The 24,326-nt window shown below is 42.1% G+C and carries 22 protein-coding genes; 21 read left to right on the plus strand and 1 reads right to left on the minus strand.

Annotated features, from left to right (window positions below; all coding sequences use genetic code 11):
* Window positions 1-49: 49 nt before the first annotated feature.
* Window positions 50-1,351: a DUF362 domain-containing protein gene (locus DOZ58_RS00565; RefSeq protein ID WP_111886510.1), complete on the minus strand. Its 1,302-nt coding sequence runs from the start codon at window positions 1,349-1,351 to the stop codon at window positions 50-52.
* Between the two features lie 385 nt (window positions 1,352-1,736).
* Here DOZ58_RS00565 and DOZ58_RS00570 point away from each other — a divergent pair, with 385 nt between their 5' ends.
* The 21 genes from DOZ58_RS00570 to DOZ58_RS00670 all read left to right on the plus strand — a co-directional run bounded on the left by DOZ58_RS00570 (window position 1,737) and on the right by DOZ58_RS00670 (window position 24,319).
* Window positions 1,737-3,392, plus strand: a complete 1,656-nt coding sequence (locus DOZ58_RS00570; RefSeq protein ID WP_111886511.1) for an NAD(P)H-dependent oxidoreductase — start codon at window positions 1,737-1,739, stop codon at window positions 3,390-3,392.
* A 53-nt stretch (window positions 3,393-3,445) separates the two neighbouring features.
* The gene (gene ilvA / locus DOZ58_RS00575) at window positions 3,446-4,642 is read left to right on the plus strand and encodes a threonine ammonia-lyase (protein WP_111886512.1); all 1,197 of its coding nucleotides are present in this window, start codon (window positions 3,446-3,448) and stop codon (window positions 4,640-4,642) included.
* A gap of 244 nt (window positions 4,643-4,886) precedes the next feature.
* Window positions 4,887-5,282: a phasin family protein gene (locus DOZ58_RS00580; protein WP_111886513.1), complete on the plus strand. Its 396-nt coding sequence runs from the start codon at window positions 4,887-4,889 to the stop codon at window positions 5,280-5,282.
* A gap of 37 nt (window positions 5,283-5,319) precedes the next feature.
* Complete coding sequence (locus DOZ58_RS00585; protein ID WP_242988556.1) at window positions 5,320-6,900, plus strand: AarF/ABC1/UbiB kinase family protein; 1,581 nt, start codon at window positions 5,320-5,322, stop codon at window positions 6,898-6,900.
* Between the two features lie 222 nt (window positions 6,901-7,122).
* Complete coding sequence (locus tag DOZ58_RS00590; protein WP_111886515.1) at window positions 7,123-9,747, plus strand: methyl-accepting chemotaxis protein; 2,625 nt, start codon at window positions 7,123-7,125, stop codon at window positions 9,745-9,747.
* 189 nt (window positions 9,748-9,936) lie between these two features.
* Window positions 9,937-10,488, plus strand: a complete 552-nt coding sequence (locus tag DOZ58_RS00595; protein WP_111886516.1) for a hypothetical protein — start codon at window positions 9,937-9,939, stop codon at window positions 10,486-10,488.
* Window positions 10,489-10,685: 197 nt separating this feature from the next.
* A complete protein-coding gene (locus DOZ58_RS00600; RefSeq protein WP_111886517.1) occupies window positions 10,686-12,611 on the plus strand; it encodes an NAD(P)/FAD-dependent oxidoreductase in 1,926 nt (641 codons plus the stop codon).
* Window positions 12,604-13,578, plus strand: a complete 975-nt coding sequence (locus tag DOZ58_RS00605; protein WP_111886518.1) for a polyprenyl synthetase family protein — start codon at window positions 12,604-12,606, stop codon at window positions 13,576-13,578. The genes DOZ58_RS00600 and DOZ58_RS00605 overlap by 8 nt, the downstream gene beginning before the upstream one ends.
* 3 nt (window positions 13,579-13,581) lie before the next feature.
* Window positions 13,582-14,487 carry a UbiA family prenyltransferase gene (locus DOZ58_RS00610; RefSeq protein WP_111886519.1) on the plus strand — a complete coding sequence of 302 codons (906 nt, stop codon included), beginning with the start codon at window positions 13,582-13,584 and terminating at the stop codon, window positions 14,485-14,487.
* Window positions 14,488-14,614: 127 nt separating this feature from the next.
* The gene (locus tag DOZ58_RS00615; RefSeq protein WP_111886520.1) at window positions 14,615-15,004 is read left to right on the plus strand and encodes a GntR family transcriptional regulator; all 390 of its coding nucleotides are present in this window, start codon (window positions 14,615-14,617) and stop codon (window positions 15,002-15,004) included.
* Window positions 14,985-15,680 (plus strand): ABC transporter ATP-binding protein, encoded by a 696-nt coding sequence (locus tag DOZ58_RS00620; protein WP_111886521.1) that lies wholly within the window; start codon window positions 14,985-14,987, stop codon window positions 15,678-15,680. Before DOZ58_RS00615 ends, DOZ58_RS00620 begins: the two co-directional genes overlap by 20 nt.
* Entirely contained in the window at window positions 15,674-16,498 is an 825-nt protein-coding gene (locus tag DOZ58_RS00625; protein ID WP_111886522.1) for an ABC transporter permease, read from the plus strand. Before DOZ58_RS00620 ends, DOZ58_RS00625 begins: the two co-directional genes overlap by 7 nt.
* 78 nt (window positions 16,499-16,576) lie before the next feature.
* On the plus strand, window positions 16,577-17,257 hold the full coding sequence (locus tag DOZ58_RS00630) for an ABC transporter ATP-binding protein (RefSeq protein WP_111886523.1): 681 nt from the start codon (window positions 16,577-16,579) through the stop codon (window positions 17,255-17,257).
* Window positions 17,258-17,325: 68 nt separating this feature from the next.
* On the plus strand, window positions 17,326-18,165 hold the full coding sequence (locus DOZ58_RS00635; protein WP_162624367.1) for a COG1361 S-layer family protein: 840 nt from the start codon (window positions 17,326-17,328) through the stop codon (window positions 18,163-18,165).
* Window positions 18,166-18,177: 12 nt separating this feature from the next.
* Entirely contained in the window at window positions 18,178-19,473 is a 1,296-nt protein-coding gene (locus DOZ58_RS00640; RefSeq protein WP_162624368.1) for an ABC transporter permease, read from the plus strand.
* A gap of 124 nt (window positions 19,474-19,597) precedes the next feature.
* The gene (locus tag DOZ58_RS00645) at window positions 19,598-20,221 is read left to right on the plus strand and encodes a Yip1 family protein (RefSeq protein WP_111886526.1); all 624 of its coding nucleotides are present in this window, start codon (window positions 19,598-19,600) and stop codon (window positions 20,219-20,221) included.
* Window positions 20,222-20,239: 18 nt separating this feature from the next.
* Window positions 20,240-21,166, plus strand: coding sequence for an ROK family protein (locus tag DOZ58_RS00650; protein WP_111886527.1), 927 nt, complete (start codon window positions 20,240-20,242; stop codon window positions 21,164-21,166).
* Window positions 21,167-21,289: 123 nt separating this feature from the next.
* Window positions 21,290-21,448 carry a rubredoxin gene (gene rd / locus DOZ58_RS00655; RefSeq protein WP_111886528.1) on the plus strand — a complete coding sequence of 53 codons (159 nt, stop codon included), beginning with the start codon at window positions 21,290-21,292 and terminating at the stop codon, window positions 21,446-21,448.
* A gap of 265 nt (window positions 21,449-21,713) precedes the next feature.
* Entirely contained in the window at window positions 21,714-23,030 is a 1,317-nt protein-coding gene (locus DOZ58_RS00660; RefSeq protein WP_242988656.1) for a PocR ligand-binding domain-containing protein, read from the plus strand.
* A gap of 13 nt (window positions 23,031-23,043) precedes the next feature.
* Window positions 23,044-23,706: a B12-binding domain-containing protein gene (locus DOZ58_RS00665; RefSeq protein ID WP_111886530.1), complete on the plus strand. Its 663-nt coding sequence runs from the start codon at window positions 23,044-23,046 to the stop codon at window positions 23,704-23,706.
* On the plus strand, window positions 23,699-24,319 hold the full coding sequence (locus DOZ58_RS00670) for a GTP-binding protein (protein WP_111886531.1): 621 nt from the start codon (window positions 23,699-23,701) through the stop codon (window positions 24,317-24,319). Before DOZ58_RS00665 ends, DOZ58_RS00670 begins: the two co-directional genes overlap by 8 nt.
* Window positions 24,320-24,326 lie beyond the last annotated feature (7 nt).

Here is a 24,326-nt window from a genome sequence, read left to right on the forward strand (position 1 = left end):
AAAGATAGTAAATTGGTATCAGGGAGTCCCCTGATACCAATTAGAATAATTATTTAGCAGCAGCTAATTTCTGAAGATCGGCATTGAGTTGTGCAAAAATATAGACAGGCGCACATCCGGGATAATAAGTAACGGATTTTGCCAGCTCAGCCCCTTCTTTTACCTTGTCAACAGATGGGAAAAGTTCCCAGCAGTCGCCGCAAATAAAGACGTTTTTATCAACACATATTTGCGGATCGAAATCTGGCACACCGCCGGCAATAACAACAACCTCTCCAGATTTTTCGAGGAATTTATTCATATCAATACCGCTTAATGCAAAAGAATCGAGCGCACCACGAACATTAACAAAACAGCCGGGACAGGTTTGTTGCATCACGCAGGTTAAACCGGCGTACATACCAATGGGATCACCACCGGGGCGTCGAAAGTGTTTCATGACCGATTCAATCGAGTTGCCGACAACATCAATTTTGGCTAAATCGATTTCGCCCTGACCTTCGGTTCCGGCACAGCGGATAGCTGGAATTTCCATGGGTTCAAAGCCCATGATGGAACAGGCCACCGAGTCAACAGCAACGGTATCGGCTCCGGCAACGATCAAGTTCATTTCAATAGGAGAACCGGCGTGAGGTCCCTGGCCTTCCATTCCAATTACGGAGTCAACAATGGTCAGATTGGCATGACGGATTCGATACATATCAGCCATTTTCTGGCCCAATTCAATACGATGAGCCCCTTGCTGCTGATCATTTGGATGACAGTTGGGGATGATCCCATTCCAGTTTTTAAGCCCTAAGGTTACGGTTCCGGCTAAATGCACCTTCATTTTGGGAAGGTTAATAATGACATCCGCATCCAGAAAAGGTTTGAAAACAGTGGCGTGTTTGAATAGTTTTGCGCCTTCAATTTCGACCGCAACAACATCATGTTCGTCAAAATAGATAACTTCATCCGCACCGCCAAGCTTGGCTGCTTCTTCCATTTTTGAATCTTTAAATGCCGGTTTAGCGCGACCAACATGCATCCCTAATGATGGGTTGTCACCAATGACAACTTTTCCGGCTTTGGAGTTTTTCTTAACATAAGAAACAACGGCTTCAATGGTTCGGGGATCGACAACCGCATGGCTTTCAGGAGGAGCCTGGAAAGCGAGGTTTGGTTTGATTAAAACAGTGTCACCTTCTTTGATGATGGTGTCAAGGGAACCTATCGCCAGTTCAACTGCTTCGGCAACAGCGGCTTCGATTTTTCTTACATCCTCTTCAATGCGAATGTATTTTCCACCCATGAATGAGGCATTGCCTTCAGGTTGTGCAACCTTTACAACAGATACTTTTGTTTTGCTCATGATCGTCTCCTTTAAGTAGTTTATATTTATCCAAACTTATGGACATATACAAATATACCCGCAAAGATCATGCCAAATCAGAATAGTGCGAAAATCCAGTTAGATCTGGGATTGCGAAGGAAAGTTTGATTATCCGAGGTGTGTCATGTGTCAGAATAAGACACGTATATGTGTCATTATAACACGTGACACACCTTGGATGTCTTAATCTAAAAATATCAGTTAAGCGATTAGTTTGAAATTAGTGGTATTCGATGAGAATATTTTTTGTTATAATCATAGGATATGAGGTATTATATAGAAGGTAAGATTATCAATATGAAAGTTAATCGTTTGGTTCATAATACTTTCGTAATTTGAATTTAGAAAAGAAAGTGAGGATAAAATGCGTAAAGTTTTATTATTAAACGGTAGTCATAAATCAGGTAAGAGTTTTACCATGATCATAGCTGAGCAATTTGTTTCCGGTCTGTTGGAATTTGATCCGGATACGGTAATTCAAACCGTTGATTTAATTCAGAAAAATATTAACGCCTGTACGGGATGCCATACCTGCTGGACTACCACTCCGGGGGAATGTATTTTTCAGGACGACATGACAGAACTTTTCCATCAATATGAAGAGGCTGACATTGTGATCTGGGCCACCCCGCTTTACCACTACGGGATCTCAAGTGCCATGAAAAAATTTATGGAGCGGACCCAACCGGCACTGCTGCCATTTATTGACAATGAAGGTGGCGGAACCTATGGCCATCCCTTCCGAAATCCTGAAAAAATGAACAAGAAAAAGCATGTGCTCATCAGCACCTGTGGCTTTCCATCAACAAAGAATAATTATGAAGGGGTCGAAGAACAGTTTAATAATCTTTTCGGAAAAGATAAGTGGGAAAAAATAATCTGTGTTGAAGGTGAGCTCCTGGGAATTCACCAGCTCGATAACCTGACCGGGCCTTATCTGGATTTAGTTAAAATTGCGGGTAAAGAATACGGCGAAAATCTGAGTATTTCGCCAACGGTCAAGGAAGGCCTCTCAAAGCCTTTTGTCGAAACCCCCACCTATCTCCAAACCACTAACCTGAGTTGGGGGGTGGACGATACCCGGATGAAGGATTCTGATGGTGGACTCATTGCCTGGAATTATATGAAAGAAGTGCAGACGGCTTTTAATCCCAAGGTGCGACCCAAAATGAATGCGGTGCTTCAGATCGATTTTACTGACATTAAGGAGCGCTACCAGTTTGTCATAAAGGACGAGACCTGCACCCTGTTACGCAATGATTTTGCCCGAGAAACAGCTGCAATCAGTATTAATCTCACCACCCTTGAACGGATTTTAGAAGGAAAAATTGATGCTGCCCAGTCATTGTTAGAAAAAAAGTATGCGGTTACTGGCGATATGCGGGTGTTCAACGCCTTTTTGGATGGGCTGTTTGGCCCGGTTAATCTGAGTGCTGATAAGAAAAAAAGGCTGGTTCCGATCAGTTTTAAAAATACCCCGTATTGGTTTTTTCTAGCCTTGTGTCCGTGGCTTTTCTGCTTTCTTTTTGCTGAGTACAGCCCCTTAATTGGGGTGGTGGTTCCACTTATGATCAGTGGTGTATTATGCAGTATCAAGCGAGGGCCCGATCTGGTTTACTTTGAACGCGCCACGCTATTGACGTTTTCTTTGCTCGGTTTAGCGGTGGTGACCTTTGGATCGGATTATCAGGGAAACACCTTTGCCATTATCGGGTATTTTGCACTCGCTTTAATCTGGGCGATCTCGACGCTAAAAACGATTCCGCTAACGGCCGACTATACCCACTATTTCAATGGTCGCAATGCTCTTAAAAACGTATTGTTTTTGAGAACCAATCGGTTGTTATGCTATGTCTGGTCACTGGTTTTCCTGGCTCAGGCCGGCATTACACTTTGGCTAAATACGACGGTACTGATTAATTTTGCAGCGATTATTCCGATCCTTTTAAGCGTTCCAACCTTTGTGTTTTCACTCTGGTTTCTAAAATGGTATCCTACTGATGCGGCTAAACCAAAATAAATGCGGAAAAGAATTTTGCCGCGATACCCATGAATATAAAAAGAGGAGTTTAAATGCTAACACTGGATAAAATATACCACGCATCATTTACCCTAAAAAAATATATTCGGCCGACTGATTTGATTCATGCCCCTAAAATATGTCCCGACAGCGATATTTATTTAAAAACCGAAAATTTGCAGATCACCGGGTCTTTTAAGGTTCGGGGCGCCTGCTATAAGATATCTCAGCTTAGTGACGAAGAACGGGCGAAGGGCGTGATTGCCTGCTCGGCTGGCAATCACGCCCAGGGGGTGGCTATGGCCGCCGCGATTAACCATATCAAAGCCCTGATCTGTCTGCCAGATGGAGCCCCGATTTCCAAGGTGGAAGCGACAAAAGCCTATGGCGCCCAGGTCTGCCTGGTGGAAGGCGGCTATGATGAGGCCTATGCAAAAGCATTGGAACTTCAGGCTGAGAAAGGTTATACCTTTATTCATCCCTTCGATGATGAGTTTGTCATCGCTGGTCAGGGAACCATCGGTCTGGAACTGCTAGAAAGTCTGCCGGATCTGGATGCGGTAATCGTTCCGATAGGCGGTGGCGGACTGATTTCCGGCATTGCCTACGTGCTCAAGGCCTTAAAGCCCGAGGTAAAGGTTTATGGGGTTCAAGCCTGCGGCGCACCCAGCATGCACGAGTCCATCAAAAACTGTAAAATTTGTCGGTTGCCCCAGGTATCAACCATTGCCGATGGAATTGCCGTAAAAGAACCAGGAGATTTAACATTTAGTCTGTGCAGAGATTTTGTGGATGAAATAGTCACCGTTACCGAGGATGAAATATCGACCGCGATCCTGACCCTGATCGAGCAACAAAAGCTCATTGCCGAAGGGGCCGGGGCAGTAGCGGTGGCCGCCGCCATGTTTGGTAAGTTGCCAATAAAAGGGAAAAAGACGGTTTGTATTGTGTCGGGTGGCAATATTGATGTGACAATCCTATCCCGAATCATCAAACGGGGTCTATTAACCTCTGGTCGCACCTGCTCGTTTAACATCGAATTGATTGATAAACCAGGACAGCTAAAAAAAGTGTCACAGATTATTGCAGATTTGGGCGGAAATGTTATCTCAATTCATCATGAGAGAAGCAATGAAGGCTCTGATATCAATGGCTGTTTCTTGCGAATTGAGTTAGAAACAAGAAATTATGATCATATTGGTGAAATCCGTGAAGGTCTGGTCCAGGGCGGATTTAAATTGCAGAAATAAAGCTAAAAATTGTTTTTCTCAATTGATTGGCGATGGGAAAAAGGGGTATAATTCAACTGATAAGTTGTTTAACATCTGTTATCGTTGGTGTGCTTTTTTAAAAAAGGGCGACCCCTCTAAAAAGAGCACACCAAGATAATGAGTGGGAGCTGATAAAAGAACATTTAATGGCTTTGATTAACCATTCTAAAGGGAGTGTATAGCTTTTCTTTAAAAAATATAGTTTTAACACAGGAGGAGAAAAATGTTAGCCGATATTAGCGACGATTTAAAGAAGATTTTTTTATTTGGCGTAGGCGCGGTGGCTGTTACAGCCGAGAAATCAAAGGTTCTCATTGATGAGTTGGTGGAAAAGGGTGATCTCACGGTCCAGCAGGGAAAGATTCTCAACGAAGAATTAAAACACAATATCAAAGAAACCATAAAAGACACGGTGACGGTTAATGTGGTTAAATCAGAAACACCACCTTCCGCCGATTCCGTTATAGAAGGCCTGGATACGATGACTCCTGATGAGATAAAGAAGATTCAAGATAAGTTAGAGACGATTATTTCAACGCAACAAGTGGAGAAAGAAATCATCGAGGTGTCTGATTTAGCAGAAAATGTCAGTGAAAAGGAAATCGATGAATTTAAGTGATTCCGGTCTAAGCGTAAAAGATATACCGAAAGGACCAATGGATACAAATGGAAAACGGTTAAAAAAAATTGTATCCATTCTGGTAAAACACGAAATTACCAAAGGGTTGACCCCGGAAAAACTTCGACTTATCATTGAAGATTTGGGGCCAACCTTTATTAAGATTGGTCAGATTATGTCAATGCGCCGGGATATTTTCCCTAATGACTATTGTATCGAACTTGAAAAATTGCGCTCACAAGTGACGCCGATGCCCTTTGATGAATTCATTCGAATTATTGAAGAAGAGTATCAGTGTCCGGTGGATGATGTGTTTAGCAACATTAATCAAGACCCCCTCGGATCGGCCTCTATTGCTCAGGTTCATGCTGCCGATTTAAGCGATGGGGCGAAGGTTGTGATTAAGGTCCAGCGCCCGGGGATCTATAAGGTCATGGCTCAGGATGTGGTGTTACTAAACCGGGCCACCGGTATTCTCAATATCGCCAGTGGTATTGGCGATGTAGTCGATTTTAAAATGATTGTTGACGAAATGTGGAGTACGGCCCAACAGGAAATGGATTTTCTTTTTGAGGCTAAAAATGCTCAGTTATTTAATGAACTTAATGCAGAGATCAAATATATCGGTTGTCCTAAAATTTACAATCAATACACCACCTCCAAGGTTCTGGTCATGGAAGACATCGTCGGCATTGCAATTGATGAAACAAGAACGTTACAGGATGCCGGCTATGATCTTGAAGAAATTGGCGTGAAGCTGGCTGAAAACTATGTCAAGCAGATCATTGATGATGGCTTTTTTCATGCTGATCCTCACCCGGGAAATATTTTTATCAGAAATGGACAGATTGTCTGGATTGATTTAGGTATGATGGGAAGACTGTCCAAGCGGGAAATGGGACTCTTAAGAAGAAGTGTCAAAGCTGTGGCGACACGGGATGTCGAAAGTCTCGAAGGGGCGATCCTTTCGCTGGGAGTCCATAAGGGCCGGCGAATTAATCATTCGCTTTTATATGAAGCGATTGATCGGATGCTGGATGTCTATGGTACCGAGGAACTCAGCAACATCAACATGGGGCGATTTCTGGAAGAAATATTGCGAATAGCCGCCGAGAATCATATTGGTATGCCCAGAGGTATCAGTATGCTCAGTCGCGGCATGATCACCATTGAAGGCGTGATTGCCAAAATATCCCCCGACGCCAATTTTGTTCGTATCATGGCCAACCATATGGCCGGTCAGCAGATCACAAATTTCGATTTGAATAATTTTATGGAGTCGAACAGACAAAAAATCCTAACTTCGGGAGAAAAGGCAATTAGTGTACCTGGACAAGTCTCTGATTTCTTGAGTCTGACGAATAAGGGACAGTTGAAAGTGAATCTTGAGATTCTCGGATCAGATGAACCCCTGGCGGAAATCGATCAGATGGTAAATAAGATCGTGATCTGCATCATTCTGGCGGCGCTTTTAATGAGTTCCAGTTTCATCGCAACCACCAACATGACCCCCCAATTTATGGGAATCCCGGCTTTGGGCGCGTTGGGTTATTTTACCGCTATTATTTTAAGCCTGGCGTTGATGATTTCCATCCACCGAAAAAAGCGAAAACGTTGAAAACAGACTACTATAATGTCTTTTGATCCATTTCAATTGAAGTCATTCTGGGGTAAATTAACAGACTCTTAATGTAATCTTTCCAAACCGTTAACATATGATGCTGCCGTGCATGTTAGACTTTAACAGCGACGAAGATAATCGGGAAACCGGAATCTTTTGCGCTGTTATTTTTTTAGTGCATCAATCGAATAAATATGCAGCAGATGGGGAGATGAGTAGATGAAATGGTTTTACAACTTAAAAATAGGAAGCAAGGTAATTTTGGGGTATTTAGTCATTGCGATTATCGCCGGAGGGATCGGCATGATGGGACTGGCAGGTATCCAAAAAATCAGTGAACAGGATGTGTACCTTTATGAGAAAATGGCAAAACCGCTGGGAGAACTTATCTATATTGTTGACGCTTTTCAAGGTCTTGTAGGAAACACCCAGGATTTGTTAGGTGCAACCAGCCCCGAAGAAATTGATGCCATTGAGCTTGAAATTCTAAAACGAAATTCCCGATTTGATGCAAATCTCAAAACCTTTCAAACAACTTTAAGTTCACCGGAAGCAATCGAAATTGCGGACGAAACCTACCTGCTAAAAGATGATTTTGATCTGATCGTAACCAATGTCATCGATCTGGTTCGACAAGGAAACCAGGGAGAAGCCCTGGGGCTGATTAATAGCAGTGATTTTGAAGTGGTAAAACAAAAAATCGAAGAAAATTACCGGGCAATGATGGACTTAAAGTTAGAAGCTGTTAAAGGTACCGCAAAAAGTAATCATGATATCGCCACAGAAACCACTCGAATGACGATTGCCCTGTTGGTGATCGGGGTAGTGATTTCTTTACTGTTAGGTCTTTTTATTGCGTCAACAATTACCAGACCGATTGCAAAAATTAGGGATATGATTAAAGAAATGAGTCTGGGACACCTGGGCATGCGGCTTTATATGGACAGTCTCGACGAGGTAGGTGAAATGGCTACCGCCATGGATCATTTTGCCGATGATCTTCAAAACGTGGTGATAAAAACCATCCAACAGATTTCTGATGGGGATTTATCGGCGGAAATTGAGCAAAAGGATGAAGCTGATGAAATTATACCGGCACTTAAACAAACAATAAAGACCGTGCGCGATCTGATTGCTGAGTCAACCATGCTCGCTCAGGCAGCAGTTGATGGAAAACTCCAGATCAGGGGCGATGCCAATGCGTTTAAAGGCGGTTTCCGAGAGATTCTAGTGGGATTTAACGACACCTTGGATGCACTTGTAACCCCTTTAAATGTGGCAGCCAGCTATGTGGAACAAATCGGCAACGGCGTTATTCCGGAGAAAATCGATGAGACTTATTATGGCGACTTTGATACCTTTAAAAACAATATCAATGCCTGTATTGACGGTCTGGCAGCCCTGGAAGAAGGCAACCGGGTGTTGGGACTGATGAACCGCAACGATTTTTCCCAGGCAATCGTAGGTAATTATCTGGGGATTTACGCAGAAATTGCCGAATCCATCAATGGTATCCGGCAGCTTCTTTTGACGATCACGCGGATTGCCGGCAATATTAGAGAAGGAAATCTTTCTGATTTGCCAAAGCTTAAGCAGGATGGCAAACGCAGCGAAAATGATCGACTGATGCCCACCTTGGCCGGGATGATGGAAAATATTTTTATGCTGGTAGAAGAAACCGAAACCATGGCTCAAATTGCGGTGCAAGGAAATCTTAGTTTTCGAGGTGACAGCAGTAAATTCAGGGGTGAATATGCCCAAGTTATTGAAGGATTCAACCAGACCCTGGATGCAGTGATTGAACCAGTTAAAGAAGCTTCAGATGTCCTGCGTGAATTAGCACAGGGAAATCTTCATGCCATGGTAAGGGGTGATTATCAGGGTGATCATGCAAAGATTAAGGACGATCTCAATGAAAGCATCATGTCATTGGCAATCTATGTCGGTGAAATCACAAGTGTCCTTGAAGCAATGGGGCAGGGAAATCTTAAACAGGAAATTGAAGCGGAGTTTAAAGGTGACTTTAAAGAAATAGAAAATTCCCTTAACACGATTAATACCCGACTTAGTACCACCCTTTCGGATATTGACAGTGTTTCGGCCCAGGTGGAAATGGGAGCGATTCAAATATCAGATAGTGGCCAGGCGCTGGCCCAGGGAACAACAGAACAGGCCAGTTCGATTGAGGTTCTAACCACTTCGATTGAACAAGTCGCCGACAAAACAAAGCACAATGCGATCAGGGCCAATGAAGCCAATGAAGGGGCGATCGCGGTGCGAAAAAATGCCGAGATCGGCAATCATCAAATGAAAAAAATGGTTGCCGCCATGGATGAAATAGATGAATCAGCCAACAGTATTTTTAAAATTATCAAAGTAATTGATGATATTGCGTTTCAAACCAATATTCTGGCACTTAATGCTGCTGTCGAAGCAGCCAGAGCCGGTCAGCACGGCAGAGGATTTGCCGTGGTTGCCCAGGAAGTAAGAAGTCTGGCCATTCGTTGCAGTGATGCTGCCAAAGAGACAACCGCTCTCATTGAAGGTTCGATCGATAAGGTGGAAGTTGGTACTCGGGTAGCAGATGAAACCGCCAGTAGCCTGAAAGAAATATCCAGTGAGATAAAAAAAGTCACCCATTTAGTTGGAAATATTGCGCAGGCTTCCAGTGATCAAGCCGCAGAAATCGAGCAAATTAATCAGGGGATTGAGCAAGTTTCACTGGTTATTCAAACCAATGCGGCCACAGCAGAACAAAGCGCGGCAGCCAGTGAAGAACTCTCTGGCCAGGCGCAACTGCTTAAGCAGATGGTTGGTACCTTTGAAATTAAAACGATCGGTTAAGCCAAAGCCATCGATTAGTAAAAAGTGTCTTTAATCTTGGTATTACATTAATAATCGAGTAAAAACTCCGTCTTTTGGGCGGAATTTTTTGTGTTGTTAAAAAATTTAGATTAGAATGATTAATTTTGGGTAGAAATAATTATAGCTGTTAAAAGCGAATCTAAGTAACAAAAAAAGGAGAAGAAAAAAATGAAAAGAAAATTATTTCTCGGAATGATTATCGGCCTTGTTCTATTGATTGCAGGTTGCGCCCAAGCTCCAGCAACAACAGATGATAAAGATACTGGGTCGGAAACTGATGTCGTAACAACTGCTTCAATTGTTGATACGGAGGAAGCCTTTATTAAAGCCATCAGCAAAGATGGGACCTGGATCATTGCCACCATTGATGATTTGGAAATTAGCTCGGACCTGGTCTTAGACGGCGATTTTGTTAATGGCAAGAAAGATGATGGCGGAAATGATATCGTTCAGCGCAAGATAGGCCTTTATACGCAAGATGAGGACCGAAATGTTACCGCCAGATTTACACTGACGGCACCAAAACTAACCATTAATAGTCCCAAAGCAAGCATTGAACACGGAACCTTTGTTGGTGATGTTTATGTAAATGCCAATGACTTTCAGCTTAAAGACCAAAAAATCGAGGGAAATTTGTATTTTACAACACCCGAAGCTCAATCAACATTTATGATGGACGCGACCAGTTCAGTAACCGGTGTTCAGGAGTTAAAACAGTAATGGTTTGACATTTCACAATTAAAATTTTGGGAACCTCTAAATTGAAGCGTGAAATACATCAATTTAGAGGTTTTCCTTTTAGAAAATTTAAAAAGAATGATAATTGACTGGCGTAATGTGTTACTCGTTTAAATAAAATTGTAATGTTTAAGCGTCTGGGCAATAGTCAAAATTCAGTTAAAATTCGGAGGTGCATTATGGAAAAAAATATTATTATATTAGGCGCCGGATACGCGGGAATTCTAACGGCAAAAAAGCTTGCCAAACGTTTAAAAGATCACCAGGATATTAAAATCACCGTAATCGATAAAAAAAGTTATCATACCATGCTTACTGAGCTTCATGAGGTAGCTGCGAATCGTGTTGAGGAAGATAGTATCCGAATCAGCTTAAACCGTATTTTTGAGGGACGAAATGTCGCTGTACAGGTTGATACGATCACTGATATCGATTATGAAAAAAAACAATTAACCGGGAAATTAAAAACCTATCCTTACGATTATCTGGTCTTAGCTTCCGGTTCTCAACCGACTTTTTTTGGGGTTGAAGGGGCCAAAGAATTTGCTTATAAACTATGGTCTTATGAAGATGCCGTAAAGCTTAAGGGACATATTCTTAATATGTTCACAAAGGCGTTACAAGAAACGAATCAGCAGGAAAAACAGCGGTTGCTCAGTTTCTATGTGCTAGGAGCAGGCTTTACGGGTGTCGAAATGGCTGGGGAACTTGCTGAATGGGTACCGGTACTTTGTAAAGAATTTGAAATTGACCGTGAACTGGTAAAGATTACCCTAGTTGATATGATGGACAGAGTGGTACCAAATCTATCAGAGCCGCTATCAGAAAAAGCAAAAAGGCGATTGGAAAAAATGGGCGTCACGGTCATGCTAAACACGTCGTTTAATAAAGTTGGTGAAAATTTTATCGAGCTTAAACAGGGGAATCAGTATCAAGAATTCCCGACAAACAGCGTTGTTTGGGCAGCCGGCATCGAAAGCTCAGATATAGCTAATAAGGCAGTTGCGCTTAATCAAATTGGGCGGGGGCGGATTAAAACTGATGAATTTCTGCGGGCAGAAGGAAAAAACGACGTTTTTATTGCGGGAGATAATATTTTCTTTATTCCGGATGGTGAAACAGTGCCAGTGCCCCAGATGGTCGAAAACTGTGAACAATCAGCAGATACAGTTGCCCATAATTTAACCAGGGCAATCACAGAGGGCGGCGAAATGGAGAAGTATGCTCCTAAATTTCATGGAGTAATGGTGAGCATTGGCGGGCGTTATGGCATTTCTTATGTTGGTACAGAAAAAAAGAAGTTTGCATTGCCCTCCTTCCTGTCTCAATTTGTGAAGCATTTTATTAATATTATTTATTTTATCCAAATTTTGGGATGGAATAAGGTCTTTAGTTATATCCGACATGAATTCTTTACCATTAGAAATTGTCGTAGTTTTGTCGGTGGTCACTTTTCTAATCGTACCCCCAGTTTTTTACTGGTTCCGCTCCGCGTTTTCTTAGGTGCATTTTGGGTATATGAAGGTGTCAAAAAAGTCGATGAAGGGTGGCTTTACATGCCTAAATTGACGCCATTCTTTCAAGGTGCGAGTGATTTATTCAATGCTGTGATTAACGCTAGTGGTGGTGGTGAGGTGATATCGACGGCGACAGCGGTAGGCCAGGGAACCGAAGCCGCTGGAAGCCTGCTCATTAATTGGAATATTTTAGGTCTTTTTAAGATTATTCTGATTCAAACAACAGATATTGCTATCAAATTGCAAGTTGGCCTCATGGATTGGTTTACCAGTACCATCATTTTAAGCAGTGAGAGTTCAGAGGTGTTTTTTCAGTCTGTAATTGTTTATTCCGAAATAATTGTCGGGATATTGCTGATTTTAGGTCTATTAACAACCGTTTCGGCACTATATTCTATTGTTCTGCAGGGCATGTTTGTCACAACGACGGGGCTTTACCTGAGTACATGGTGGATGATTTTTGCGGCGGTAGCTGTTATTATTGGTGGAGGGAGAGTATTCGGCCTTGACTATTATGTAATGCCTTGGTTAAAAGAGCACTATAAGAATATTAAGATTGTCCGGAAACTATATATCTATCATGATTAAAAATGAATTAGCCGAAAGAATAGAATACCTTGCATCCCTCGAAGCAGTCAGACAATTGATAAAAGAAACTTTACTGGATACGGATGAGTTAATTTTAGAGATGATGGAACACCTGACGTCCGGAAGTGGAAAAAATTTAAGAGCGATGTTATTGCTGGCTTCAGCAATGGACCGTGATGGCTTTGTACCGCGTGACGCAGTGATTGCTGGTGCAGCGGTAGAAATCCTTCATCTTGCCACATTGGTGCATGATGATGTCATCGATGAAGCCGAGATAAGGCGGGGACATGCCAGTTTGCAAAAACAGTTTGGAAAAAAAGAAGCCGTGATTTGTGGTGATTACCTTTTTTGTATATCGCTTGCGATGGTAGCTGAGATTTCAAATCATTATTCCCAGAAATTAAATGTGTATACCCAGGCAATGACAAAAATTTGCCTGGGAGAACTTCGCCAATTTAAACATAATTCCGATACCGAGCTCAGTGTGATGAATTATTTAAAAATAATAGCAGGAAAAACGTCGGCACTTTTTTCGCTGGCGATGTATTCCGGTGCGATTATCAATGAATGTAGTGATAAAGAAGCGCGCTTTATGGGACGAATTGGATACAATATGGGTATGGCATTTCAGATATTGGATGATTGTGCGGATTATGAATCGGATGTTGCGGCAACTAAAAAGACGGTTAAACATGACCTGGCCGAAGAAGTGGTAACCTTGCCGCTTATTTATGCCTTTCTTAAAAAACCGGAGCTTAAGCATCATATCCGCCGTCAGCAGCTGTCACTGGGTGAGATTAATGAAATTATTGCCGAGGTTGTTAAGGTCGGCGGGGTATCAATGGCCCGGGATGTGGCAGAAAAATACTATCTAAAGACAAAAAAAATGATAAATACTCTTACGGAAGATAATAAAAAGTTGTTAATGAATGAAATCCTTGGAAGAATTTGGAAAGTTGAGAATTAAGGGATGGCAGGACGATTTCTAAAGTATGTTGAGATTCAGACAAAAATGGCCAGTGTACTTCCTTTTCTGCTCGGCTTGTCTTATGTTATCTATGCATATGGACGGTTTGATCGTTTAAATACCTTGTTGTTTTTCGCCTCAATGCTGAGCTTTGATATGGCAACAACCGCGTTAAATAACTATATTGATGTAAAAACAAATGGTAAAAAACTGGAATTCTCACAAAAGACAGCAAAGCAGATAGTGCTGATTCTTTTGATTTTGGCAAGTTGTTTGGGTTTGGCGCTGGTATTTTATACCGGGCTCATTGTTTTGGCTATTGGGGCCTTATGTTTTGGTGTTGGGATATTCTACACCTTTGGTCCGGTTCCAATCTCGCGGTTGCCCTTGGGCGAGATTTTTTCGGGTTTATTCATGGGCTTATTGATCCCCTTTTTAGTGGTTTATATTAATGCGCCAAAAGAGAGCTTGATCGACTACGATTTTTCGAATTGGATTCTTATCGTTTCTGTTAATGCATTGAATATGCTAAAGTTAGGCGTTGTTGCAATACCGGCGATGACCGGTATTGCAAATATTATGCTATCCAATAATACCTGTGATCTTGAAGCGGATGTTGCCGTAAACCGCTTTACCTTACCTTACTATTTAGGCGTAAAAAATGCGGTAAATCTATTTGCAGCACTTTATTATTTAGGCTATGCGTCAATTATAGTTATGGTTTTATTTAGAATTGTGCCAACTTATGGACTGATTATTGTATTTGGTTTAATCCCAGTTCAGAAAAATATTCAAATCTTTCGAAAACAACAGTCTAAATCAAGCACTTTTCCGCTGAGTGTACAAAACCTCGGGATCATGGTGATTCCGGTGATTATTAGTTTAATAGCAGGGGTGATCTTTAAATAAACGATCATTCACAATAAAACAGAATCCATGGAACAGAATCCATGGATTCTGTTTTTTTTCTTGACATCAATCTGAGAATGTATTATTGTATTAATAAGATAATACAATAATACAAAGGAGAACAGCCATGAAGTGGATCATCGATTCAGATCGCCCCATCTATAAACAGTTGGTGGAACAGATAGAGCTCAGAATCATTTCCGGTGTTTATTCACCAGGAGACAAACTTGAATCAGTGCGAGAGATGGCAATGGATGCAGGTGTGAACCCCAATACCATGCAAAAAGCATTGGCAGAACTGGAAAGAATGGAACTCGTTTTTGCACAAAGAACCAGCGGCAGATTTATTACGGAGGATTTAAAAGTGATAGAAGAAGCGAAAAAGAAACTGGCAGTTCAAGAGATTGGCGCATTTCTTGAAAAAATGAAGAAATTGGGTATGAGCCGAAATGAAATACTGGCATTGATGGAAAAGATAGAGGAAGGGGACAAAGAAGATGACCATCTTAAACACTAACAATCTGACCAAGTCCTATGGGAAGAAAACAGCCTTATCCCAAATTAATATGGAAGTTCCCCGGGGGCGGATCATCGGGTTACTGGGACCAAACGGCAGTGGTAAAAGTACCTTTATCAAGCTGGCAGCCGGTTTACTGGTGCCTTCATCCGGTGAAATATTTATTGATGGACAGGCACCCGGGGCTTTGACCAAAGCTAAGGTTTCCTATCTGTCTGAGCGCTCCTATCTCAGTGATTGGATGCGGGTTAGCGAAATTCTCGTCTTCTTTGAAGATTTTTATGAGGACTTCAATCGCATTAAGGCCGAAAACATGCTTAAAGATTTGGCTATTAATCCTGACGATCGACTTAAAACGATGTCTAAGGGGACAAAAGAAAAGGTCCAGCTGATTTTGGTGATGAGTCGGCAAGCCGAACTTTATTTACTGGATGAGCCCATTGGTGGAGTCGATCCAGCAGCCCGGGACTATATTCTAAATACCATCATTACCAACTATAAAGAAGAGGCATCGGTGATTATTTCAACCCATCTCATTGCGGACATTGAGCAGATTCTTGATGATATTATGTTTATTAATCAGGGGGAACTGGTGCTTAGTTCCAGCGTTGATGAAATACGAGAAACTCATAATAAGTCAGTGGATGGACTATTCAGGGAGGTTTTTAAATGTTAGGGAAACTAATCAAACACGAAACAAGGGCAACCAGGCGGATTTTTTTACCGCTTTACGGTGCCTTGCTGATTTTAACAATTTTTACCAAACTGGTAATGGCCATTGGTGCTCCGGATTTCTTTTCCGAAGCAGCATCTAATAACACAATAGCGGAAATTACTCTAGGGATCAGCTTTACGCTTTATTTTATCTTAATCGTTGGTATTAGTGTGATGACCCTGGTAATGATTATTCAACGGTTCTATAAAAATCTGTTTACGGATGAGGGCTATTTGATGTTTTCGCTGCCGGTAAAAACCTGGGAACTGGTTTTATCAAAGCTTCTGGTGGGGCTTCTCTGGTCAGCGGTTTGTACCGTCATGATTGTCCTAACCTTTGTCATTTTTTCGCTGGGAACTTTTTCGATGATGGAGTTGACCCAGGCTATCCAGGCAGCTTATCAGACGTTTTTCGTTGAAACTGGCATGAATCTCAATCTTTTTACAGCTGAACTGGCATTATTTTTAGCGGTTAATACGGTTGCATCAATACTGATGATTTATGTTGCCATTGCCATTGGACAATTATTCAGTCAGCATCGGGTCGTCGCAGCTTTTGGAGCCTATATTGTGATCACCATTGTACTACAGATCATTGGGTCGATTTTCATGGCTGTTTTTGCTATTGGAAATCTGGATATTCTGATATTAAACGGTCGTTCGGCTATGTCAACCATCCAATGGCTGATTAATGGGTCAACGATTCTTAATGTGGTGTTTGGTGCGGCGTTCTATTATGTGACTCAATATATTATGAAAAATCGTTTAAATCTGGAATAATTTACGTTGATTTGTGTTATAATAATCAGCAATTGAATGGTTTAAGCCAGAGAATAAAAAGAAAGTGGGTGGATCTAAATTTTTATTCAAGTCAGAGAGCTATACAAAGATTTCAAATTGGGGAAAGAAGATATTCATATCCTCAAGGGAATCAATCTGGATATTGAACAAGGGGAAATGGTGGCCCTGCTTGGTCCTTCTGGATCGGGTAAATCCACCTTTTTGAACGTTCTGGGGGGATTGGTTCCACCAACCTCAGGGGAGATTCTAATCCGGGATTACCAGATCAGCGAAATGACGGAGAATGAGCTTTGTCTTTTTAGACGGGAGCATCTGGGTTTTATTTTCCAGTCTTACAATCTCATTTCAACAATGACTGCGATGGAAAATGTGGCTCTGGCTCTGACCTTTGCTGGTGTCAAAAAAGAAATCCGCAAAGAACGGGCAATCGAAGCTCTGGAAGTGGTCGGATTGGTAGATCGGATGGGGCATAAGCCCAGCGAACTATCGGGGGGTCAGCAGCAACGGGTGAGTATTGCGCGGGCACTGGTGAACCATCCGGAGATTATTCTCGCCGACGAGCCGACCGGGAATCTGGATTCGAAAACCAGTGCGGATATTATGGAGATGATTTATCGACTGAATCGTGAAGAGAATCAGACCTTTGTCATCGTCACCCATGATCCGGATACAACCAAATACTGCACCAAGGTTATTCATATGCAGGATGGCCTGATTGAATCTGAAGTCAGCCAATAAGTGCTGAGCAGGAAAAAAATTAAGGAAATGGAGAAATCATGAAAGAGGTATCAAAAAAGAGGGTCAAGATGACGTGCTCAACACTGTTCTTATCCTTGCTGCTATTATTTTGTTTTGTACCGGCTGCGATGGCAGCCCCGGAGCAGCCATTGCTCCAAATTAGTGCCGTTACCTTTGATCCGGCTACCGTTTCACCGGGAAAGGACTTTAAAATGCTGGTCACCCTGACCAATCACGGTGAGTACCACGCCTACAATGTGACCCTGGATGTGTTATCACAAGCAGGAGCTAACGATCTGGGCGTTTTTTCCATGGTTGGTACCGGCGGTCATTTTTATGTCGAAAAAATTAAATCAGGGGAAAGTGCGGTTATTGAAATACCGATGGTATCTTCGCCCAGTGCTGAAGCAAAAAACTATAATCTCAATCTACAGCTCAATTGTGAAGACTATGATGGCGATGTCTATAATTTCACAGCCACGGTTGGCATTGTAATCAATGAAAGTGAATCGATGTCAATTATCGCACCGGAACGCTATGTGCTGACAAAAGATGACAAGGGTCTGACAACAATTGGCTTTGAAATTGCCAATTTCGGTTCTAATCCGGTACGGGGGGTTCAGGTGAGTGTGGCCGGCGCTGGTCTAGACTTTAGCAACACCTATCAGTATTACGGAACCTTTGAAAAAGAAGACAGTGACGATTTTTCAACCGAAGTGACAACAGATAAAACCGGGGAGTTTCCCGGCGTTATTACCTTGAAATTTATGGACAGCTTCAATAATGAACGCACCGTCGAAAAAGCGATCACTATTGTATCGGAAGAAGCAGTAGCAAAAGGGGATAATACCGAGGAAGAGAACTTTTTTGAAAAATTCCTTAGGGTAGTTTTCGGCATTGGTTCATAGAGAGGTGAGGGTGTGAATAAGCAAGAACTCCTGCGCTTATCCTGGGAGAATCTCTGGCGGATGAAATTTCGGACCATTCTCACCATTATTGGGGTGGTTATTGGCACCTCATCGATCATCGTAATGGTATCCATCGGTACGGGCGCTCAGAAAAGCATTACGGATGAACTCTCTGGTATTGGTTCAATCACGACGCTACAGGTTTATCAGGATCTTTCCTCCATGGGAGTGACTTCGATGGGCGGTGGGAAAACAGACGATAAGCTGATTCTCAACGATGATGCCATCAAAGATCTGAAAAAAATTGATGGCGTCGTGACGGTGACGCCAGTCGTGAATCTCAGTGGTGCAAACATTGAGGTCAAGCGTGAACAGTATGGGGTGTCGCTGATGGGGGTGGATTACGGTGTTTTAAAAGATATGCGCTACGAAACTACCAGTGGCAGAAAACCCGGTTCGAATGATAAAAACAGTGTTATTTTGGGGAAAGATGTGCTAACTAGCTTTACCTATACCGGGGCATCGGCTCAAGCGGAAAAAAGCGAGATAAAACCGGAAGATCTGATTGGTCAGAATGTTAATCTCATCATTCGGCGCACCAATGAAAATGGTGAAGAGGAGATAAAAAACCAGAAACTGAGGGTTACCGGGGTACTAGAATCCACTGGTGGCAACGAGGACTATGCGATCATTGCTGATTATCAACTGGTGACCGATTTAAATGAGTGGCAGACAGGGAAGAAAGCCAATGTCAAGAAACAAGGTTACACCCAGGCACTGGTGACAGTGGAAGATTCGTCGGTTGTTAATGAGGTTACGAGTGAAATTGAGATAATGTCGTTTACGGTCTTTTCAATGCAACAAATTCTTGATTCCATGGGCTCAGTTTTCCAGATGCTACAGATTCTTCTGGGCGGTATCGGGGGAGTGGCACTTTTAGTTGCCTGCATTGGGATCGTCAATACCATGACCATGTCCATCTATGAGCGCACCAAGGAAATCGGAATTATGAAGGTCATCGGGGCATCCATTACGGATATCCGCAATATGTTTATTGCTGAATCCACCATGATTGGACTAATTGGCGGTATGGTGGGAATTGTGATCAGCCTGCTTCTTTCGGTGTTGATTAATCTCATTGCCGGTCTTTTTATTGGTGGCGGTGGTGGGGTAACGATCTCCTACATTACACCGGGATTGGTGCTCTTTGCGTTGGTGTTTTCGGCCCTGGTGGGGCTTCTATCGGGGGTAAGACCTGCGATCAAAGCGGCGAACCTTAGCTCTCTGGATGCAATTCGCAGTGAATAGTGGCGGATAAAGTCAGATTATAATAATGAAATAAAAAGTATCATTGACTGTAGCTGAAGTGCTTAAGTGTGTGAAGGATTTATCAACTAAAACAATATAAAACTGAAAAAGAGAAGGAGTAACCATGAATTATTTAAACTTACTAATCAATCCTGTGAAATTTTTTAAACAAGCTGCTGAAAAAGAAAAACAGTCACTGTTAATCCCGATTTTGATTATTGCTATCATCGGGGGGTTAACCGGCGTGATTGCCGCAAACACGGCGATCAGCATGGAGCTTCCCGCTGATCAAATGGGAATGATAAAGATGATCAGTATTGTCACAGCGGTTATTTTCACAATAATCGGCGTGTCGGTTGGCATGGTGGTCAAGGCTGCCATTTTTAACCTGGTGTTAAAAAAAATGGGTGGGGAAGGTTCTTTTAAAACCGCCTTTTATGTGGTGGGGCTTAACTATTTCCCCAAGATTTTCCAGAGTGTTCTCAACATTTTCTTTCAAAAACCGGTTGACATAACCAAGGTTTATGAAATGGACTGGATCGCTTTTTTGGGCGGGATCATCAATGTCTTTAATATCTGGCAGATTGTGTTGACGATTATTGGTCTGGCTATTTTTTATGGTGTAAGCTACAAAAAAACGGCCATTCCAGTGATCGGACTAGAAGTCGTCGCAGCAGGACTGAGCCTGGGGTTATCACTGATCAGCCTTAATTCTGTAGCTGGATTACAACCCACGGCAATCAGCTAGAAAAACAGGGGGAAAAGGATGGGAATCGGTATTGATCTAGGCGGCTCGGCCATTAAAGGCGGGATCGTAGACAATTGGGGAGTGATTCAGGAAGAACGAAATAAAAAAACCCGAACGCATATGGGGTATGATCAGGTACTAGACGACCTGGGGTTATTAATTAAAGAACTGCATCAGCTCTCGCCAGAAGAAACGGTGGTGGGAATCGGTATTCCGGGAATCCTGTCACCGGATGGCGGAACCATTGTTTCCTGTCCCAACCTTAACTGGAAAAACCAACCGTTAAAAAAAGACCTCGAAACCAGGCTTGGGCTTGAAGTACGGCTGGTTAATGACGCAACCGCCGCCTGTATTGCCGAAGCGGCTTTTGGCAGCACCCGGGGGAAAAAAAATTCGGTGATGCTGACCCTTGGTACCGGTGTTGGCGGTGGGATGATTATCAATGATCGGGTCATATTTGGTGCTCATGGCGTGGCATCGGAAGTGGGTCATATGATTATGGAAGAAAATTTTTATAACTGCAATTGTGGGAAAAATGGTTGCCTGGAGACCTTTGCTTCGGCAACAGCACTGATCCGGTATTGTCAGAAACAATTGGATGATGGCATGGATTCAACCTTAAGAAGTATGAATAGCTTTGACGGTAGAGAAATTTTCGGGGCGGCCAAAGCTGGCGATGCCTTGGCGTTGGCGGCGGTTAATCGTCTGGCCCGATATCTGGGCTGGGCCATTGCGAATATTAATGATCTTATCGATCCGGAAGTATTTACCATCGGCGGCGGTTTATCGGGTGCCGGAGACTTTTTACTGGGTAAAATAATCGCTGAGACAAAAAGTCGTTTAACCTACCCTGCATATGTTATACCAGAAATTGTGTTAGCCAGATTTAGAAATGAGGCGGGGGGGGGTATGATTGGGGCCGCTCATCTTAGTCGTTTCATTTAAGGCAATTTGTTTTTCGGTGAATAAAAAAGTATGAAATAATTGAATTTTTTAAAAAAATCATTGAAATAAAAGTAAGAATGATTATAATAGAATTAAGTCATATTATGATAAAGGAGAAATGCAATGCAAAAATTTGAATGTGATATCTGTGGTTATGTATATGACCCGGAAGTAGGTGATCCAGACAACGGGGTAGCAGCAGGAACTGCTTTTTCTGATATTCCAGAAGATTGGGTCTGTCCAGAATGTGGCGTTGATAAAAGTGCTTTTTCGGAAGTTTAATCAAAGTTAAGTAAATTAAAAGTAAGCGAAGCGACACGTTCAAAAGTAGCTTCATAAGTGTAAAATTTAAACCAAATCTGGTTTAAATTTTACACTTTTTTTTATTGCACGGTATTCTCTTAAAGATCGGACATTCCATACAGAAAAATACCTAAAATAGCAATATAGTACCTATTATTTGATGCCGATATGTTATACTCTTAATTATAGAAGGTGTTTATACGATTACATTTGTTATACAAAGGGGGGGAGAACGTTGAAAGAAGTGTTTAGTAGCGTCAGGTGCGGAAGCGCATCCAGCCGGGCGCATTTAATCCAGCTGGTGGATAAAGAAATCATTATCAAAATATTAGATGCGTTTACCAATGTTACAGGATTAACTGCTAACATCGTTGATATTGAAGGGCACTCCATCTTTTCTAAAAAAGATGCCCAGAAAAATTGCGAATTTTGCCATATGATTTGGAAAATGGAAAAGCAAAAGGGAATCAGGCGATGTGTTGGGGCCTATGCCCGGGCTGGAAAACAGGCCGCTATTTTTGATGAACCCTATATTTTTCGTTGCCCGGCGGGATTGATCGAGTGGGCAGCACCAATTATTTTTGATGAAGAACATCTGGGTACCATTATTTGTGGACAGGTATTGATGTGGGAACCGGAAGAGTTTTTTTGGATTGAGTTAGAAGAAATGAATCGTTTTTTAACCGATGATTTTACAGCCTTGTTTGAGGCTGCGAAAAAGCTCCAGGTCGTATCAGGAGAAAAGGTTCAGGGGGCAGCATCGCTGCTCCATGTCATTGCCAACTACATTATTAAAACAGGTGGAGAAAGTTTGCACCATAAAAAAGAAATTGAATTGCAACAACTGTTATTAAATGAGGAAATTCAAACCCGCAAGAATTTGGAAGAAAAGCTCAATAGTCAGAGCCTTAGTTTTTTTCTGGAAAAAGAAAAAGCATTAATCGGAAAAATTAAGCTTAGCGACCTGGAGGAGTGTCGGAAGCTCTTTAAGGTCATGTTAGCTGATATTTTCTCCAGCGAAGAGGAAAAGCTTTTGACCATGAAAGGTCGCGTTTACGAATTAGTGGTGGTCATGTCCCGGGCCTGTGTAGAAGCTGGGGTTGATATTGAAAAATCAATGGGATTTAATGCCAATTTATTACAAGAACTGAATAATTGCTATAGTATCCGGGAAATTAATATTGTTGCCAATTCTCTGCTGGAACGGTATTTGGATGAAATTCATCATCACAGCAAATCAAAAAATCGGGCCGCTGTTGAAGGGATCAAAGGATTTATTCGAAATAACTATGCCAAAAATAACTCCTTGGAAGAAATTGCAGATTCAGTCTATCTCAGTCCTTTTTATGTCAGTCGAATTTTTAAAGAAAGCCAAAATATGACGGTAATGGACTATGTTACCAAGGTAAAACTGGATGAGGCAAAAAAAATGCTCAGTAATCCCCGTTATAAAATTGAAGAAATTGCGATGTCTCTGGGTTATAGCGATGGCTCTTATTTTTCCAAGGTTTTTCGTCGTAATGAAGGAATGACACCAACACAATTCAGACAAAATCTATAAAAGGAGAATCACAGTGGATGGTTATATAAAAGAAATTCAAGAAGGTTTAATTGAAGGGGATGCAGAAGTGGTCAAAAACTTAACGGAGCAGGCCCTGAATATGGGAATTTCGGCAGACGTGATCATGGCGAATGCCCTTATTCCGATGATGGAAGAAATTGGCAATGAGTTTAGAAATGGGAATATATTTATTCCGGAGGTACTGATGTCTTCCCGGGCGATGCACGCAAGTTTATATGTTTTAAAGCCACTGATTGTTGAATCCAAAATCAAACGAAAAAAAGGGTTGGTTATCATTGGAACTGTTGCCGGAGATCTTCATGATATTGGCAAGAATATGGTGTCAATGACGCTTCAGGGCGATGGTTATGAGGTTATTGACCTGGGAATTGACGTGCCAGCCTCATCATTTGTATCGGCGATTCTGAGGTATAAGCCGGATGTTCTTGCGATGTCGGCACTTTTAACGACGACAATTGGTGAGATGAGGTATGTGACGCAATCGATTGTTAACGAAGGTATCAGAGATCGGATTAAAATAGTGGTCGGTGGCGGACCGGTTACTCAGGATTATGTGGAAGAGATTGGGGCAAATGGCTATGGAAAAGATGTTTTCGGAGCAATCGATATTGTCAATAAATTATTGGGAAATAAAGTAGGGTATTTCAATGTGTGATAAAAAGAGTGAGTTATTAAATGGTAGACCGCCGATTATTCTATTCACTGGCTTTCTCGGTTCGGGTAAAACGACGATGCTGCTAAAGACCATTGAAATGCTGGCTGCGGCAGATAAAAAATGTGCCATCATTATTAACGAAATTGGTGATGTGGGAATTGATAATCGGCAGATGCGAATGCTTGGCTATGACGTGCTGGATTTATTTGGTGGTTGTGTTTGTTGCACCATGAAGGTGACCCTGGAAGTGACCATTAATCACTTGCTGGAGAAGTACGAGGATCTGGACTATATCCTATTTGAACCCTCAGGTATGGCCAACCCATCTTCGATGTATCCGGCGATTACTAATTGCGGCTATCATGAGGATGAGATACAAAATATCTTTATTTTTGATCCAACCCGGATTATTTTATATCAAAAACGTCTGAACCAGCTGTTGAACGATTCGATCAGTCTGGCGAAATGTGTGGTGATTAACAAGATCGATCAGGTGAATGAGGAGGAGATTGGTGCAGTGGTAGAGATGATAATGGCGATTAAGCCCGGGATTAGAACATTTAAAATGAACATCAACAATGAGTTGAGCCGGGAATTTAAACAATTTTTTTAGAAAGCAG

Origin of the sequence: Acetobacterium sp. KB-1 (genome assembly GCF_003260995.1) — a bacterium.
GTDB lineage: Bacteria > Bacillota > Clostridia > Eubacteriales > Eubacteriaceae > Acetobacterium > Acetobacterium carbinolicum.